Source organism: Enterovirga aerilata, from assembly GCF_013044135.1.
GTDB lineage: Bacteria > Pseudomonadota > Alphaproteobacteria > Rhizobiales > Beijerinckiaceae > Enterovirga > Enterovirga aerilata.
This window is the reverse complement of sequence record NZ_JABEPP010000009.1, coordinates 1-16,086: the sequence shown is the minus strand read 5'-3', so window position 1 is coordinate 16,086 and position 16,086 is coordinate 1. Positions and strand designations below refer to the sequence as shown.

General features: G+C 69.2%; 14 protein-coding genes. 13 read left to right on the top strand and 1 reads right to left on the bottom strand.

Translation table 11 applies throughout. The features are described 5' to 3' along the window. Positions 1–195: 195 nt before the first annotated feature. The gene (locus HJG44_RS23275; RefSeq protein WP_171220804.1) at positions 196–1,134 is read right to left on the bottom strand and encodes a LysR substrate-binding domain-containing protein; all 939 of its coding nucleotides are present in this window, start codon (positions 1,132–1,134) and stop codon (positions 196–198) included. A 123-nt stretch (positions 1,135–1,257) separates the two neighbouring features. Here HJG44_RS23275 and HJG44_RS23270 point away from each other — a divergent pair, with 123 nt between their 5' ends. The 13 genes from HJG44_RS23270 to HJG44_RS23210 form a co-directional block, all read left to right on the top strand. Then, entirely contained in the window at positions 1,258–2,712 is a 1,455-nt protein-coding gene (locus HJG44_RS23270; protein WP_171220803.1) for an aldehyde dehydrogenase family protein, read from the top strand. Positions 2,713–2,739: 27 nt separating this feature from the next. After that, positions 2,740–4,530 (top strand): thiamine pyrophosphate-binding protein, encoded by a 1,791-nt coding sequence (locus tag HJG44_RS23265; RefSeq protein WP_171220802.1) that lies wholly within the window; start codon positions 2,740–2,742, stop codon positions 4,528–4,530. Positions 4,531–4,584: 54 nt separating this feature from the next. Next, entirely contained in the window at positions 4,585–5,817 is a 1,233-nt protein-coding gene (locus HJG44_RS23260; RefSeq protein WP_171220801.1) for an ABC transporter substrate-binding protein, read from the top strand. A 61-nt stretch (positions 5,818–5,878) separates the two neighbouring features. Beyond that, positions 5,879–6,748, top strand: a complete 870-nt coding sequence (locus HJG44_RS23255) for a branched-chain amino acid ABC transporter permease (RefSeq protein ID WP_171220800.1) — start codon at positions 5,879–5,881, stop codon at positions 6,746–6,748. Continuing rightward, the gene (locus tag HJG44_RS23250; RefSeq protein WP_171220799.1) at positions 6,745–9,312 is read left to right on the top strand and encodes a branched-chain amino acid ABC transporter ATP-binding protein/permease; all 2,568 of its coding nucleotides are present in this window, start codon (positions 6,745–6,747) and stop codon (positions 9,310–9,312) included. The genes HJG44_RS23255 and HJG44_RS23250 overlap by 4 nt, the downstream gene beginning before the upstream one ends. Beyond that, positions 9,309–10,151 carry a TIM barrel protein gene (locus HJG44_RS23245; protein WP_171220798.1) on the top strand — a complete coding sequence of 281 codons (843 nt, stop codon included), beginning with the start codon at positions 9,309–9,311 and terminating at the stop codon, positions 10,149–10,151. Before HJG44_RS23250 ends, HJG44_RS23245 begins: the two co-directional genes overlap by 4 nt. Further along, complete coding sequence (locus tag HJG44_RS23240) at positions 10,148–11,068, top strand: NAD-dependent epimerase/dehydratase family protein (protein WP_171220797.1); 921 nt, start codon at positions 10,148–10,150, stop codon at positions 11,066–11,068. Before HJG44_RS23245 ends, HJG44_RS23240 begins: the two co-directional genes overlap by 4 nt. A 10-nt stretch (positions 11,069–11,078) precedes the next feature. Further along, on the top strand, positions 11,079–11,495 hold the full coding sequence (locus HJG44_RS23235) for a cupin domain-containing protein (RefSeq protein WP_171220796.1): 417 nt from the start codon (positions 11,079–11,081) through the stop codon (positions 11,493–11,495). Positions 11,496–11,508: 13 nt separating this feature from the next. After that, positions 11,509–12,492 carry an NAD-dependent epimerase/dehydratase family protein gene (locus tag HJG44_RS23230; protein ID WP_171220795.1) on the top strand — a complete coding sequence of 328 codons (984 nt, stop codon included), beginning with the start codon at positions 11,509–11,511 and terminating at the stop codon, positions 12,490–12,492. Further along, positions 12,489–13,196: an SDR family NAD(P)-dependent oxidoreductase gene (locus HJG44_RS23225; protein WP_171220794.1), complete on the top strand. Its 708-nt coding sequence runs from the start codon at positions 12,489–12,491 to the stop codon at positions 13,194–13,196. The genes HJG44_RS23230 and HJG44_RS23225 overlap by 4 nt, the downstream gene beginning before the upstream one ends. Continuing rightward, a complete protein-coding gene (locus HJG44_RS23220) occupies positions 13,193–14,953 on the top strand; it encodes an FAD-dependent oxidoreductase (protein ID WP_346767248.1) in 1,761 nt (586 codons plus the stop codon). The genes HJG44_RS23225 and HJG44_RS23220 overlap by 4 nt, the downstream gene beginning before the upstream one ends. Continuing rightward, the gene (locus HJG44_RS23215; protein WP_171220793.1) at positions 14,950–15,921 is read left to right on the top strand and encodes a sugar ABC transporter substrate-binding protein; all 972 of its coding nucleotides are present in this window, start codon (positions 14,950–14,952) and stop codon (positions 15,919–15,921) included. Before HJG44_RS23220 ends, HJG44_RS23215 begins: the two co-directional genes overlap by 4 nt. Before the next feature lie 32 nt (positions 15,922–15,953). After that, positions 15,954–16,086 (top strand): FAD-binding protein (locus tag HJG44_RS23210; protein ID WP_171220792.1); only part of this gene is annotated, 133 nt, incomplete at its 3' end.

The following is a 16,086-nucleotide window of genomic DNA, read 5'->3' as shown; positions in this document are numbered from 1 at the left end:
GTACAACCCGGGCCGGCGGCACTCGGCCTTGGGCTACCTCTCCCCGATTGCTTACGAGATGAAGATGATATCCGAGAGCTGAGACCCAACCCCGTCACTGTCCACGAAAACGGGGCAACTCCAACTCCAGAAGCGACCGCTTCCCGTATGCAGCCTGCCGAATGGGCAAAAACGATCGGACGTTCAAGGGCCGGCTCACCCGACCAGCCACACGCCTTTCCATTCGCCCGAGGTGACCAGCTGCTCGGCGGTGTCGCGGAGCTCGGCCGCGACGACCGAAGCCGCCGGCGACAATCGGTCGGAAGAGATCGAATAGATGTAGTTGCGCCGCCGCAGACGTGCATCTGATACGGACAGCGCCCGCCAGGTTCTGCCGCGCGCTCCCTCCATCTGCAGCGCAGAGATGGGCTTGATCGTCGCTCCCATGCCCTCGTGGACGCAGCTCATCAGAAGCGACAGCGAGTCGATCTCGGCCACCACGCGGGCCGTGAGATTGCGTTCCTCGAACTCGGCCGCGATCCGCCGCCGAAGGCCATGCGTGCCAGTCGGCAGGATGAGCGGCAGCGCCGCCGCCTCTGCGATCGTGACGTTCGTGCGCCTCCGGGACACGAGCTTGCTGCTCGCCGGCAGCAGGACGAACAGTTCCTCGTCGAGGAGCGGCTTCGCAGTGAGATCGGATGCGACATCGCTGGTGAACAGGATCGCGAGATCGAGCTGGCCGAGCCGCATCATGTAGCTCAGATGCCCGCTCATCCCTTCCACGACGTTCAGGAGAATGCCCGGATACTTCGTGCGGATGTTGCGCACGAGCGGCAGGCCCAGAGCGGACAGCGTCGTTGCCGGCAGCCCGATCGAGACCATGCCGCGCACGCCGCCCGTCTCCTGGCGGGCGATCGACATCGCCTGCTCGAGCTGCCGCAGCATGAAGCGCGCGTGATGATAGAGCGCCAGCCCGCTCTCGGTCGGCGTGACGCCCCGCGTCGAGCGCTGCAGGAGCGGCTTGCCGACCTCGTCCTCGAGCTTCGCGAGCTGCTGGCTCAGGGCGGGCTGGGCGACGAACAGAGTGCGGGAGGCCTTCGACAGGCTCCCGCTCTCCACGATCTGGGCGAAATACCGGAGCTGGCGGAAATCCATGGCGGCCGGAGAGCTATAGGCTGAGCTTATAGCGGGCAACCGAAATCCGTATTTTCGCGCGCAGACCCAAGCTCCTAAAGCACAAGGCAAGCTCGGGACGAGGCGAAGGGAGGACGGTCGACGATGGCGCATGCAGCGCTGAATGCGCCACCTGCGGATGCCGGGATCGCCGGTCAGCTTCTCGTCGGAGGCAGCTGGGTCCAAGGCGTGAACACGGCCCCGGTTCTCGACAAATACCAGCTGCGTCCTTTCGCCGAGGTGCATCTTCCGTCGCGGGAGCAGGTGCATGCCTGCATCGCCGCGGCAGAGGCGGCTTTCCGGGCGAGCACGCTCGACAGCGCCGCCCGGGGCGCCATCCTGGATCGTGCGGCCGATCTCATGGAAGGCCGCAGCGACGAACTGGTCGAGATCCTTCGCCGCGAGGCGGGATTTCCCCGCGCCGATGCGGCGAGCGAGATCCGTCGCTGCGCCATGACGTTCCGGCTCTCTGCGGAGGAGGCGCGCCGTTTCGCGGGTGAGCTGGTGCCGCTCGAAGGCGCGGGCGGACAGCGCGGCCGGATCGGCTTCACGCTGCGGGTCCCGCTCGGGGTCGTGTGCGCCATCACGCCGTTCAATGCGCCCCTGAACACGGTCGCCCACAAGGTGGGACCGGCGCTTGCGGCGGGAAATGCGGTGGTCCTGAAGCCGTCCCAGCACACGCCGGTGTCGTCCTGCGTCGTGGCGGAGGTCCTGATCGAGGCCGGTCTGCCGGCCGGGCTCATCTCCGTCCTTCATGGCGGCCCGGACGTGGTGTACTGGCTTCTCGATGAGCCAGCGGTGCGGTTCTACGCGTTCACCGGAAGCACCGAAGCAGGCCGGGCGATCCAGGAACGGGCCGGGCTGCGGCGGACCCAGATGGAGCTCGGCTCCATCGCCCATTGCGTCATCTGCGCAGACGCCGATCTGGACCGGGCGCTGCCCAAGGTCGTGAATGCGGGGTTCCGCAAGGCCGGCCAGGTCTGCACGTCGATCCAGGTGCTCCTCGTGGAGCGTCCGCTTGTGCCTGAAGTCGAGGCGCGGCTGACCTCCCTGGTGGGGGCGCTTCCCTATGGCGACCCGGGCGAGAACGGCACGGTCGTCGGACCCGTAATCAGCGAGGCTTCGGCCGAGCGCATCGAGTCCTGGATCGCCCGGGCGGTCGAAGCGGGCGCAAGAAGGCTGACCGGAGGCGTGCGGCAAGGCGCTGTGGTGCCGCCGACGCTTCTCGCCGACGTCGATCCCTCGACCCCGCTCGGATGTCAGGAGGTCTTCGGACCGGTGATGTGCATCGCCCCGTTCGACACGATCGACGAGGCGATCAGGCGGGTGAATGCCACGCCCTACGGCCTGGCGACGGGGATCTTCACCAATCGCCTCGACACGGCGCTCCAGGCCGCGCGCCGGCTGGAGGTCGGCGGCGTCCACATCAACGAGACGCCGAGCTCGCGTGTCGACGCGATGCCCTATGGCGGCACAAAGGACAGCGGCTTCGGCCGCGAAGGTCCCCGCTACGCCGTCCGGGAAATGAGCGAAGAGCGTATGGTGACGCTGCTCGCCTGACCGGCGGGTGCGAGAGAAGGGTTTGTCATGTCTCGGATGAAGGGCGGCGAGGTCATCGCCGAATACCTCGTCAAGCAGAAGGTGCCGTACGTCATCGGCATCTGCGGCCATGGAAATGTCGGCATTCTGGATGCGCTGCACGCCGTCCGCGACAGGGTGACCCTGGTCTCCCCCCGGCACGAGCAATGCGCCGGGCATATGGCGGACGCGTATTTCCGGGTGAAGCACCAGCCCGTCGCGACGCTGACCTCCACCGGCCCGGGCTCGGCCAACATGGTCATGTCGCTCGCGACCGCGCTCTCGGACTCGTCCGCCTTCATGGCGATCACCGCCAACGTGCCGACCTCGCAGGCGAACCGGGCGCCCTTCCAGGAGCTCTACACGCACAACCAGGCGGACTTCGCCCAGGTGCTGCGGCCGGTGGTCAAGCGGAGCTTTCAGCCGAGCCGGGTCGACATGCTGCCTCTCGCCCTCCGGCAGGGATTCGACACCATGGTCACCGGCCGGCCGGGGCCCGTGAATCTCGACATCCCGTACAACGTGTTCCAGGAGGAGGACGAGGTCGAGCTGCCGCCCTCGTCGCATGTCCATGGGGGCCACCGGCCTGCGGCGAGCGACGCCGATGTCAGCCGCGCGCTCGACCTCCTCGCCGAGGCGAGGAAGCCGGTCTTCTTCATCGGCCAGGGCACGACGCTCGCCGAGGCCGGGCCGGAGATCACCGCCCTGCAGAAGCGGCTCGGGATCCCCGTCATCACCTCGCCGAACGGCATGGGCTGCGTGCCAGCCGACGATCCCCTGACGCTCGGCTTCATCGGCCGCAACGGCGCCTATCCGGCGAACCAGGCCGGCCGCCATGCCGACCTCGTGCTCTGCATCGGCACCCGCTTCGACGACCGCTCCTCCTCGAGCTGGCACCCCGGCTATTCGTGGAACTTTCCGAGGACGAAGCTCCTCCAGGTCGACATCGATCCGGCCGAGATCGGGCGCAACTACCCGCCGACGCTCGGCATCATCGCGGACGCGAAGGCCTTCGCGGGCCAGCTCCTCGCGGCGATCCCGAACCGCCGCGACCTCGGCCCGGAGAACTGGGCTGCCTGGCGCGCCGAAGTGGCGGGCTGGCAGAAGGAGTGGGACGCGTTCGTGCGGCCCAATTTCGACGCGATCACCACCCCCATCCGGCCGGAATACATCGTCGGCACGCTGCAGAAGGTGCTGCCCGAGGACGTGATCCTGTCGCTGGATTCCGGCGTCCACCACAACTGGTTCATGCAGTTCTGGAGGCCGCAGCGGCCCCAGAGCATGCTGAACAGCTGGGGCTATTCCTCCATGGGCTTCGGCGTCTGCGGTATCATGGGCGCGCAGCTCGCGGCCCCGGACCGGCCGTGCGTTGCCGTCGTGGGCGACGGCGGCTTCATGATGGCGCCCTACGTCGTCGCGACCGCCGTCGAGTACAATCTTCCTTGCGTCTGGATCGTCTGGAACAACTTCGCCTGGGGCGCGATCCGCGACCTGCAATACGGCCTCTTCGAGGGCCGCGAGATCGGGACCGCCTTCTACAAGGGCAACCAGGGCCCCGGCGGCGAGCGCTACAACCCGGATTTCGCGGCCTGGGCGCGGGCCTGCGGCGCGGACGGCGTCACGGTGACGCGCAGCGAGGATCTCGCCGGCGCCGTGGAGACGGCGGTCCGGAACAGGCGGCCCTGCGTGATCGACGTCCATGTCGACGCCGAGGTCAGGCCGCCCTCCACCGGCACCTGGCAGCTGCCGCCCATTCCCTACAAGGAGCCCCTCTTCGGCGCTCCCTACCGGCCATCCTAGAAGAACCCGCACCGCAAGCGGGCGCACTCGACAACGACTCGGAGGAGACGTGACATGAGAGGTCTCGAAAAGATGACGCGCCGCGCCGTGGTGGCGGGCGCAGCCGGGCTGGCGGTCGCGGGGTCCGCCGGCGGAGCCTTCGCGCAGGATACGGGTCCGGTCCGGATCGGGCTCATCTATTCCAAGCAAGGCCCGGGCGCCTCGATCGGCGAATATCTGCAGCGCGGCAGTCAGCTCGCGGTCGAACAGGCGGGCGGCAAGGTGCTGGGCCGCCCGATCGAACTCACCTGGCTCGACGAGCCGAACCCGCAGGTCTCGCAGCAGAACATGCAGAGGCTCATCGACGAGAACAAGGTCGTGGCCGTGGTCGGCGGAAACTACTCCTCCTCCGCGCTCGCCATGATGAGCGTCGCGGCGCGCGAGAAGATACCGCTCATCCTGCCCGGCGCCGCCGCGAGCGAGATCACCGGCAAGAACTGCAACCGCTACACCTTCCGCACCCAGGCGACCGTGCCCGTGCAGATGCGCGGCCTCATGCCCTACGTCGCCGAGCTCGGGAAGAAGGTCTATTTCCTGACCCCCTCCTATGCCTTCGGGCAGGACATCCTGCGTTCCTCGCGCGCGCTGCTCAAGGAGAACGGCCTGACGGAAGTCGGCGTCGACGAGGTGCCGGTCAACACCGCCGATTACAGCTCCTACATCCTCAAGATCAGGCAGGCGCGGCCGGACGTCCTCATCGGCGGTCTCGTCGGCGGCGACTTCTCGAACTTCCTGAAGCAGTGGAACGAGATGGGGATGAAGGACCGCATCCCCTACGCGGCCGTCGCGGTCACGGACACGGATTTCTGGGACGTCGGCCCGCAGGCCTCGACCGGCATCTTCATCAAGCCCTGGTACTACAACAATCCCAAGAACACGGAAGCCGAGAAGAAGATGATCGCGGACTTCCAGAAGAAGTACAACCAGCCTCCGTCCGACAAGACCTGGTCCGGCTGGATCGCGATGCGCGCCCTGCTCGAATCGATCGAGGCCGCCAAGTCGACCGAGTCGAAGGCGATCGTGACCGCGCTGGAGAACTGGAAGAACACAGACGGAGAGCAGAGCTTCTTCTTCCGCGACTGGGACCATCAGCTCGTGCGCCCGGCCGTGATCGTGCGCGTCAAGAAGCAGATCACGGACAAGTTCGACTACATGGACTTTATCAAGGATACCTCCGCGACGGAGGAGGAGACGAAGAAAGCCTTCGGCACCAAGGAAGAGATCGGCTGCTCCATGCCGCCGCTCTGACGGCACCCGCCCTCAGGGGCCGGCCTCGCGCCGGCCCCTCCCCGTCACCCTGGTCGTCTCCATGCTCGACATTCTGGTCTCCCAAATCGCCAACGGCTTCGTGCTGGGCTTCATCTACGTGCTGATCGCCGTAGGTCTGTCCATCACCTTCGGCCTCCTCGGCGTCATCAACTTCGCGCATGGCGCGTTCTTCGCGCTCGGCGCCTATGTCGGCTGGCAGCTCTTCCAGCTCTTCGGCTGGCCGGCCGTCATCCTCGCCCCGCCGATCGTCGGACTCATCGGAATGGCCGTCGAGGTGACCCTGATCCGCCGGCTCTACGGCAAGGAGCCGCTGCTCAGCCTCATCGTCACCTTCGCGCTCGCACTCCTGATCGAGGCGGCGATCCGCTACGTCTGGGGCGCGGACGGCAAGCCGTTCAACCCGCCTCCCTTCCTCGCCGGCATCGTCGAGATCGGCCCGCTTCTCATCACGAAATACCGCGTCGCCGTGCTCGGCGCGACGACCGCGACGCTTCTCGGGCTGTGGGCCTTCCTTGCCTGGACGCCCTACGGACGCATCCTGCGCGCCGGCAGCCGCGACCCCGAGATGGTCGAGCTTCTCGGCATCAACCTGCCGCGCGTGCTGACGGCCGTGTTCGGGCTCGGCTGCGCGCTCGCGGCCATCGCCGGAGTGCTTGCCGCCCCGCTCTGGACGGTCTCGCCCTCCATGGCCGCCAACGCCGTGATGCCGGCCTTCGTGGTCGTCGCGATCGGCGGCCTCGGCTCCTTCCGGGGCGCCGTCGTCGCAGGCCTCGCCGTCGGGGTCGTCATGTCACTCACCATCCAGTTCAAGGCCGAGGCTGCCGCCGCCTCCATGTACGCGCTGATGTTCGCGATCATGCTGCTGCGCCCGCGCGGGCTCTTCGGCGAGCGCTGGGAGCGTTTCGAATGACACCCGCACGTCCGGGCGCGCGCCGCCCCTGGGAGCACCCGATCCTCATCCTGGCGCTGGTGCTCGGCGCCGCGTCGGTGGGCGCGCTCCTCTACGGGATGCCGATCCACCGCATCACGCAGATCGCCATCTACACGCTCTACGGCGCGGGCGTGAACTTCCTGATCGGCTATCTCGGCCTGGTGCCGTTCGGCGCCTCCTTCTTCTTCGGCTGCGCCAGCTACGCTCTCGCGATCACGGCGGGCGCGCTCGGCGGAAACGAGATCAGCGGCCTCGTGATCGCGGCGCTGTTCTCGCTCGTCCTCGCACTCGTCGTCGGAGCCGTGATCCTGCGGCGGCGCGGGCTCTACTTCTCCCTCCTGACGCTCGCCTGCTCGCAGATCGCGTTCGAGATCGCGTTCAAGTGGACTTCCGTCACGGGCGGCGAGAACGGGATCCAGGATGTGCCGCGGCCGCTCTTCCCGTCCGCGAACGCCTTCCACGTCTTCACGCTGGTCGTCGTCCTCGCCCTCATGTGGGTGATGTGGCGCATGGCGCACGCCCCCTTGGGCCGCCTGATGCAGGCGCTGCGCGACAACGAGCAGCGCGTGGTCAGCCTGGGATTCGACACCTACCGGACGAAGCTCGTCGCGCTCGTCGTCGCGGGCACCGTGATCGGCGTGGGCGGCGGGCTGATGGCGCTGCTCCTCCAGGGCGCCTATGCCAACAACCTGAGCTGGCAGCATGCCGGCGACCCGGTGCTCATGGCGGCGCTCGGCGGGGTGCACCATTTCCTCGGCCCGCTCTGGGGCGCGATCACGTTCATCGTGCTGGAGGACCGGCTGAGCGCGCTGACCGAGAACTGGTGGCTCATCTTCGCGCCGATCATCATCGCGTTCGGGCTGCTGTCCCCTGAAGGCATCCAGGGCATCTTCCAGCGTGTGCTCGGCCGCAACCGCTGGACACTCACGCGTGATGAAACCCCGCCGCGACCGGCGGCCATCCCGCCCTACAGGCCCGCAGGCGCGGCCGCCGCACCGGCGGACGGCTCGCCGGTCCTGTCCATCCGCAACCTCTCGAAGCGCTTCGGCTCCATCGTCACCCAGGACGACGTTACGCTCGACGTCAGCCGGACCGGCCTGCACAGCCTCATCGGGCCTAACGGCGCCGGGAAGACGACGCTCTTCAATCTGCTGACCGGCATCCTGCGGCCTGATGGCGGCACGATCGCCTTCGAGGGCGAGCGGATCGACCATCTCGCGCCGCACCGCCGGGCCCGCCTGGGCGTCGCACGCTCCTTCCAGATCCTGAGCGTGTTCCCGAACCTCACCACCTTCGAGAACGTGCGGATCGCCGTCCAGGCCGCGGAGCGGCAATGGTCGGGGTTCTGGCGCGACGCCTACGCCAACGAGGCCGCGAACGCCCGCGTCTGGTCGCTGCTCGATGCCGTCGGCCTGGCGGACCGCGCGGCCGATCCCTGCTCGGCCCTCTCGCACGGGGAGAAGCGCCTCCTGGAGATCGCCGTCTCGCTCGCGACGGATGCCAAGCTTCTGCTGCTCGACGAGCCGCTCGCCGGCCTCGCCGAGTCCGACCGCGAGGTCGTGGGCGCGCTGATCCGCAGGCTCGCGACCACCCACGCCGTCCTGCTGATCGAGCACGACATCGACCGCGTGCTCGCGATGTCCGACCGCATCACCGTGCTTCACCAGGGCCGGCTCATCGCCGACGGCAAGCCCGCCGAGGTCGCGCGCAACCCGGACGTGATCGCGGCCTATCTCGGCCAGGCGCATGGGGCCCCGCCGGCGCGCGTCCATCGCGATCCCGCACCCGCTCCCGACGCCCGGCCGGTCGCGACGCCGCTCCTCAAGCTCGAAGGCGTCCGGGCCGGCTATGGCGGCGGCACGGTGCTGGAGGGGATCGACCTCACGGTCAACGCGGGAGAAGTGGTGGCCGTGCTCGGCCGCAACGGGGTCGGCAAGACGACGGCGCTGCGCGCCATTACGGGGACGCTGCCGCCGAGCGCCGGCCGGATCGTCTTCGACGGCCGGGACGTGGCGGGGCTTCGGCCGGATGCGATCAACCGGCTCGGCATCTCGCTCGTGCCGGAGGGCCGCCGCCTTTTCCCGAACCTGACCGTTCAGGAAAACCTGAAGCTTGCCTGGCGGCCGGGCGGTGCCACGATGGAGGAGATCTTCGATCTCTTTCCGAAGCTGCGTCTCCTCGTCCGCTCCCGCGCCGAAAACCTGTCGGGCGGCGAGCGCCAGATGGTCTCGATCTCGCGTGCCCTCATGGTGCCGAGCCGGCTCATCCTGCTCGACGAGCCGTTCGAAGGCCTTGCACCGGCCGTGGTGCAGGAGGTGCGCGAGGCGGTCGCCAAGCTCACCACGCGCGCGAGCCTCGTCATCGTCGAGCATCACGCCGAAAGCGTGCTCGCGATGGCGGACCGGGCCTATGTGCTCGTCAACGGCCGCATCGCCTATGGCGGCAGCGCCGCCGATCTCGCCGCGAACACGGCCCTGCAGGAGCGTCTGTTGGGCGTAGCCCACCCGACCGAGGGCGACATTCGGATGGAGGGTGCGGCGTGAGCGGCCCGGCCCTCGGCGTCAATACCTACGGCTATATCTGGTCGACGCCCGCGGATGAGTGCGTCCGCCGGCTGGCGGATTTCGGCTACCGCACCTTCGAGCTGATGGTACACCCGATCCATCTGCCGCTCGACGAGTTCGATCCGGCCGACCGGCGGCGTCTTGCTGCGCTGCTCGCGGAGGTCGGCGCGCGAGATTGCTCGTTGAACCTGCCGAGCCTCGACCAGAACCTCGCGAGCGCCTTTCCGCGCGTGCGTGCGGCCTCGGTGCAGATGTTCCGCGACGTCGTCGACCTCGCCTCCGATCTCGGCATAGAGTGGCTGGTCACCGTGCCCGGCCGGATGAGCCCGCTCTTTCCGCCGCCGCAGGAGAAGCGGACCGCCTGGATGCGCGAGAGCATCGAGGCGCTCCTGCCGCACGCAGAGAGGCGCGGCGTCCGTCTCGCGATCGAGAACGTACCCGTCGCGGCTTTTCCGGATGCCGCCTCGCTGGGGAGCTTCGTCCGCAGCTTCGGCACCGATCGGGTCGGCGTGTGCTACGACGCCGCGAACGCGCATTTCATCGGCGAGTCGCCAGCCGCCGGCATCCGGCAGCTCGCCGACGTCCTTCGCATCTTCCACCTCTCCGATACCGGCCGGACCGTCTGGAAGCACGATCCGGTCGGGACCGGCACGGTGCCCTTCGCCGAGCTCCCGCCGGCTCTGGCCGAGGCCGGGTTCGCGGGTCCCTGCATCATGGAGATCATCGGGGCCGACGATCCCGAAGGCGCGATCCTCGACAGCCATGCGGCGCTGGCCCGGATCGGCTTCGCCCCGCTGCCGGCTCGGAGCGCCGCATGAGCCGCCTGATCCTCGTGACGGGCGCTGCGGGGCTGCTCGGCCGCTTCGTCGTCGACGAACTCCTGGCGCATGGCTATGCCGTCCGCGGTCTCGACCGCCACCCCGGCCAGGCGCCGATCGAGTGGCACGTCGCGGACGTGACGGACCCGGAGGCGCTGCGGAAGGCGGCCGCTGGCGCAGGCGCCGTTCTCCACATCGCGGCCGTCCCGAACATCTGGTCCGGCGACGGCCAGACCATCATGCGCGTGAACACGCTCGGCACCTACACGGTGTTGGAGGCTGCGGAGGCGGCCGGCATCGGCCGCGTCGTCTTCTGCTCGAGCGACTCGGTGGTCGGCTACACGGTCCGCGAGGGCCGGATGCTCCCGCCCCGCTACGCGCCCGTCGACCTCGAGCACCCGCTGAATGCGACCGACCCATATGCGATCAGCAAGGTCCTGGGCGAGGACCTCTGCCGCGCCTTCGCGCTGCGCGGCATGTCGGTCGTCGCGATGCGGACCGTCTTCGTGGCCTATCCCGAGATGGCAGGGGAAATAGCGGCGCGCGCGAAGGACCCGGACAGGTACCGCGGCCCGGCGGTTGGCGGTCCGTCATCGGCCGGCGGCGGCCCATTGCACCACCACATCGATCCCCGCGACCTCGCCCGTGCCTTCCGGCTCGCGCTCGAGCTCGACATGACGCCGGGCGCCTTCGAGCGCTTTTTCCTGTCCGCCCGGGTCACGCTCTCGCCCGAGCCGACGCTCGACCGTCTCCGTCGCCTGCACGGTGATGCCGTCGAGATCCGCGATCCCGAGATCTTCGCGCGAAACCCGTTCGCGCCGCTCTACGACCTGACCCACGCGGCCGAGCGGCTCGGCTTCGTTGCTCAATACGACCAGCGGCACCTGATCGCCGATCACCTGCCGCACGCTCCCTGAGAGGTATCACATGGCCCGCATCGTTCCCGAACCGAATGCCTTCGCTCGCGCGACCGAGGAGAAGCGGGCGGTGACGCGCAACCTCGCCGAACTGCCCTGGATCCAGTATCCGGGCCATTACAACCAGGCGCTCTCCAAGGCGATCGTCACGCCCGCGACCGTCGGCAGCCGCTTCTTCGACCACCGCATCTCGACCTACGAGGCGGGCGCGCATGTGGAGAGCCACGTCCACAAGGTGCAGGAGCAGATCTACCACGTGCTCTCCGGCGAGGGCATTCTGGTCCTTGATGGCGAGCGCCACCTGGTCCGTGCCAACGACGTGACCTTCATCCCGCCGGGCGTGGTGCACGAGTTCCACAACACCGGGATCGACCCGCTCGTTTTCCTGGTGATCACGAGCCCGCCGACCGACGAAGAGCCCCGCTGACGGGACGGGTGGGATGGCTCCCAAGATCCTGGTGACGGGCGGCTGCGGTTGGCTCGGCGCGGAGATCGTCCGCACCCTGCTGGCGCGCGGCGACGCGGTGGTCGCGGCCGATCTCGGCGTGCCGCCGGCGATGGCGGCGCTTGCGGCGCGCGAGCCGCGCCTGACCCTCGCGGTCGCCGACCTTGCCGAATGGCACCAGGTCCTGCGACTGCTCCAGGAGCACAAGCCGGACGCCGTCATCCACACGGCCGCGATCGTCGGCGTCACGCCGGCCGCGGACATCCCGATTAAGGCGATGCGTGTCAACGTCGAGGGCTCGGTCAACCTCTTCGAGGCCATGCGGCTCACGGGCATCAGGCGCGTGGTCCACATCAGCACGGAGGAGACCTATGGCGACTTCCAGGCGCCGGTCATCGACGAGGACCATCCGCAGAAGCCCCTCAGCGTCTACGGCCTGACGAAGCTCGCCACCGAGCATTACGGCCGCGTCTATTCGCGCGACCACGGGCTCGAATGCATCAACGTGCGGACCTGCTGGGTCTATGGCCCGCACCTGCCGCGCCTGCGCATGCCGCGGACCTTCGTGGAGGCGGCGCTTCGCGGCGAGCCCTTCCATCTGCCCGAGGGCGCGAGCTTCGCGGTCGATCAGGTCTACATCGCCGACACGGTCGCGGGCGTCATCCTGGCGCTCGACAAGCCGAAGCACCGCTTCGACGCCTACAACATCGCGACCGGCTCGGCCCCGACGCTCGCCGACACGGCGGAGGCGGTGAACCGTGCCATTCCGGGCGCGCGCATCACCGTCGGCGATGCGCCTTACCGGCACGGCGGCACGGTACCGAGCGCCAGGAAGGGCGCGCTCGACATCGGCCGCGCCCAAGCCGAGCTCGGCTACGCGCCCCGCTACGACATCCAGGCCGGGATCGAGGCGACGATCGCCGCGACCCGCGCCGGCTCCGCCAGACCTCTCCCCACCTCCTCGGAAACATCATCATGACCTCATCCCGCATCGCTCTCGTGTTCGGCGGCTCGCGCGGCATCGGCTCGGCCTGCGTCGAGGCCCTCGCGTCCGCCGGCTGGCAGGTCGCCTTCACGTATGTGTCGAAGCCGCCGCAGAATTCGTCCCATCGCGGCTACGCGGTCGACATCCAGGATGCCGCCGCCGTGGCGCGCGTCTTCGACCAGGTCCAGGCCGATTTCGGCGCCGCGCCGCACGCGGTCGTGGTGAATGCCGGGATCAACGTCCCGGGCGCCCCGATGGCGCAGTTCAGCCCGGAGAACTTCCGGCAACTCGTCGAGGTGAACATCGTCGGCGCCTTCAACCTCCTGGCCGAGGCTGCACGCCGCGTGCAGGACGGTGGCGGCATCGTGGCGCTCACGACCTCGCTGGTCCGCCATGCCGTGCCGGGCACCGGGCCCTACACGGCGACCAAGGCTGCGGTCGAAAGCATGGTGCGCTCCATGGCCAAGGAGCTCGCAGGCCGCGGCGTGCGCGTGAACGCGGTCGCGCCGGGCCCCGTCGATACGGACCTCTTCAATGCCGGCAAGACGGAGGAGATGAAGCAGCGCATGGCCGCCTTCAGCCCCTTCAACCGGATCGGCCGGCCCGACGAGGTCGCGAACGTCGTCCGCTTCCTCCTGTCGGATGAAAGCTCCTGGGTGCACGGCCAGGTCGTGCAGCCGAATGGCGGGATGGCGTGAGGGGCGCAGCCGACCATAGCGTGGCGGGCGAAGCCTTCGACGTCGTCATCGTGGGCGCCGGCGCGGGCGGCATGGCGGCCGCCTGCACGGCCGCCGCGGAAGGCTGCTCGGTGCTGCTCCTGGAGCAGGCGCCGGTCGTCGGCGGCACCACGGCGATCTCGGGCGGCATGGTCTGGATCCCGGCGAACGGCAAGATGGCCGCTGCCGGCCGCCCGGATACGCTGGATGCGGCGCGGACCTATCTTGCGCATACGGTGCCAAGCTCGGATCGGCGCCGGCTCGAGGCGTTCCTGGCGCATGGCGATGAGGCCATCCGCAACCTCGAGGCCCGCACGGCGCTGAAGCTCCAGCCCGTCACGACCTATCCGGACTACTACCCCGACCTGCCCGGCGCGACGGCCGGAGGGCGCGTGCTCGAGCCCGTTCCCTACGACGCGACGGCGCTCGGCCCCGCCTTCGCGCTGCTGCGCGATCCGCTGCCGGAATTCACGCTCTTCGGCGGCATGATGATCAGCCGGGCGGACATCCCGCATCTGCGGCGCGCCGGCCGCTCACTGCGCTCCGCCCTGCATGTCGCGAGGCTGATCGGGGCCTACGCGCTGCAGCGCCTGCGCGCGCGCCGCGGCACGACCCTCTATCTCGGCAACGCGCTCGCCGGCCGGCTGCTGCAATCCGCGCTCGACCTCGGCGTGAGCGTCCGGACCGGAGTCTCGGCCGAGCGGTTGCTGACGGATGCGGCAGGCCGGGTCTCGGGCGTGGAGATGGAGGACCGCGAGGGAAGGCGCACGATGATCACGGCTCGCCGAGGTGTCGTCCTGGCGACCGGCGGGCTGTCGCATGGCGGCGATCTCCGCGCCCGCTACGTCCCATCCGCGGCAGGTACGCTCACGGCGACCGTCGCGCCGGGCGCGGCGCCGCGCGGTGCCCGGCTCGCGGCCGAGGTCGGCGCCCGCCTCTCCGATCCGACCGGGGAAGGGGCCTTCTGGGTCCCGGCCTCGACCTTTACGCGCCGCGACGGCACCGCCGGAGTTTTCCCGCACACCGTCACGGACCGAGCGAAGCCCGGCCTGATCGCAGTCGATGCGGATGGGCAGCGTTTCGTGAACGAGGCCGTATCGTACCACGAGTTCGTCCGCGCCCAGCTCGCGAGCGGCGGCAAGGCCGTGCCGGCTTGGCTCCTCTGCGACGCGCGCTTCCTCTGGAAATACGGGCTCGGCAAGGTGAAACCCTTCACCCGCTCGGTCGAGCCCGACATCCGCAGCGGCTACCTGAAGCGCGGCGGCACGATCGAGGCGCTAGCGGAGGCGATCGGCGTTCCGTCGGCGGCGCTCGCCCGGACGGTCGCGGGCTTCAACGAGGGTGCGCGCCGGGGCGAGGATCCTGAATTCGGTCGCGGGCAGAACATCTACCAGCGCCATCTCGGCGACTCCGACCACAAGCCCAATCCCTGCGTTGCCCCGATCGAGCATGGGCCGTTCTACGCGGTCGCGGTCTGGCCGGCCGACCTCGGCATGTCCGCCGGCATCGTCACGGACGAGAATGCCCGCGTGCTCCGCCCGGACGGCTCGGCCGTGCCCTGCCTCTTCGCCTGCGGCAACGACATGGAATCCGTGATGGCCGGCGCCTATCCGGGCCCGGGCATCACGCTCGGTCCGGCGCTCACCTTCGGCTGGCTCGCCGGGAGAGGGGCGGCCGCAGCCTGGCTGGCCGATGCCGGGCCGTCATCAGCCAGAACGGAGGGGGAGCACGCGTCATGATGGGCCTCGGATCACGCCTCGCAGGGATACTCCTCGCCGGAGCTATCCTGAGCTCGCCCGCCCAGGCGGATGGCGAGCATCTGGCGGTCTTTACGAAGAACAAGCTCAACCCGAACTACGTCGCCTTCCGGCTCGGGGCCGACCGCGCCGCCGCCCGCCTTGGCGCCCGGACGACGCACCGCGTGCCCGACAAGCCGGACGACGCGCCCGAGCAGATTGCGCTCCTCGAGACGACCATCCGGGAGAAGCCGGGCGCCATCCTGCTCGCGCCGGCCGACGACAAGGCGCTCGAGCCGACTGTCCGGGAGATCAACAAAGCGGGAATTCCGCTGCTCGGTTTCGTCAACAAGATGGCGGTCGGCGAGTTCGTCACCTTCGTGGGCAGCAATGACGAGGAGATGGGCTATGAGACCGCGCGCTACCTGCTCCAGCACATGCGCGGGAAAGGCACCGTGGTCATCGTCGAAGGGCCGTCCACGGCGCCGACGAGTCGCGACCGGGTGAGGGGGTTCAAGCGGGCGCTCGCCGAGCATCCCGGAATCCGCCTGCTCGGCTCCGCCGATGGCCGCTACCAGACGGCCGATGCAGACCGCGCGATGACGAAGCTTCTGGCGGAGCACCCGCAAATCGACGGGGTGATCGCGGCGAATGACAGCATGGCCATCGGCGTGCTTGCAGCGCTGGACCGCGCCGGCCGAAAGGCGCAGGTCGTCGGCCTGAACGGCACCATGGAGGCCGCTCGTGCGATTGATGAGGGCCGAATGCTGGCGAGCGAGGATTACAGCGGGCTCGTGCTCGGCTGCCTCACGGCCGAGGCCGCGATCCGTCACCTGCGCGGCCAGCCGGTCCCGAAGGAGATCATGCTGCCCGTGCGCATCATCGACCGGGCGAACGTCGCGGAATGGCTCGTGCCCGTCGAGCAGCGTGCCTGCCCCGAGTGGGACAAGGTCGTGCGGGGGAACGGTTGAGCAGCGCTGCAGGACGCGGGATAGCCTGAACAATGTCGGATCCGGATCGGCCCTACGACGTGCTTGTGATCGGGGGCGGGAATGCGGCGCTGTGCGCGGCGATCTCGGCGCGTCGGGAGGGGGCGCGCGTTCTGGTGCTGGAGGCGGCGGACGCGTTCTGGCGCG

Coding starts and splice junctions, on each gene's coding strand:
- HJG44_RS23255 (WP_171220800.1), top strand. CDS start 5,879: ATGCTCGACATTCTGGTCTCCCAAATCGCCAACGGCTTCGTGCTGGGC.
- HJG44_RS23275 (WP_171220804.1), bottom strand. CDS start 1,134: ATGGATTTCCGCCAGCTCCGGTATTTCGCCCAGATCGTGGAGAGCGGG.
- HJG44_RS23215 (WP_171220793.1), top strand. CDS start 14,950: ATGATGGGCCTCGGATCACGCCTCGCAGGGATACTCCTCGCCGGAGCT.
- HJG44_RS23250 (WP_171220799.1), top strand. CDS start 6,745: ATGACACCCGCACGTCCGGGCGCGCGCCGCCCCTGGGAGCACCCGATC.
- HJG44_RS23225 (WP_171220794.1), top strand. CDS start 12,489: ATGACCTCATCCCGCATCGCTCTCGTGTTCGGCGGCTCGCGCGGCATC.
- HJG44_RS23270 (WP_171220803.1), top strand. CDS start 1,258: ATGGCGCATGCAGCGCTGAATGCGCCACCTGCGGATGCCGGGATCGCC.
- HJG44_RS23235 (WP_171220796.1), top strand. CDS start 11,079: ATGGCCCGCATCGTTCCCGAACCGAATGCCTTCGCTCGCGCGACCGAG.
- HJG44_RS23240 (WP_171220797.1), top strand. CDS start 10,148: ATGAGCCGCCTGATCCTCGTGACGGGCGCTGCGGGGCTGCTCGGCCGC.
- HJG44_RS23260 (WP_171220801.1), top strand. CDS start 4,585: ATGAGAGGTCTCGAAAAGATGACGCGCCGCGCCGTGGTGGCGGGCGCA.
- HJG44_RS23230 (WP_171220795.1), top strand. CDS start 11,509: ATGGCTCCCAAGATCCTGGTGACGGGCGGCTGCGGTTGGCTCGGCGCG.
- HJG44_RS23265 (WP_171220802.1), top strand. CDS start 2,740: ATGTCTCGGATGAAGGGCGGCGAGGTCATCGCCGAATACCTCGTCAAG.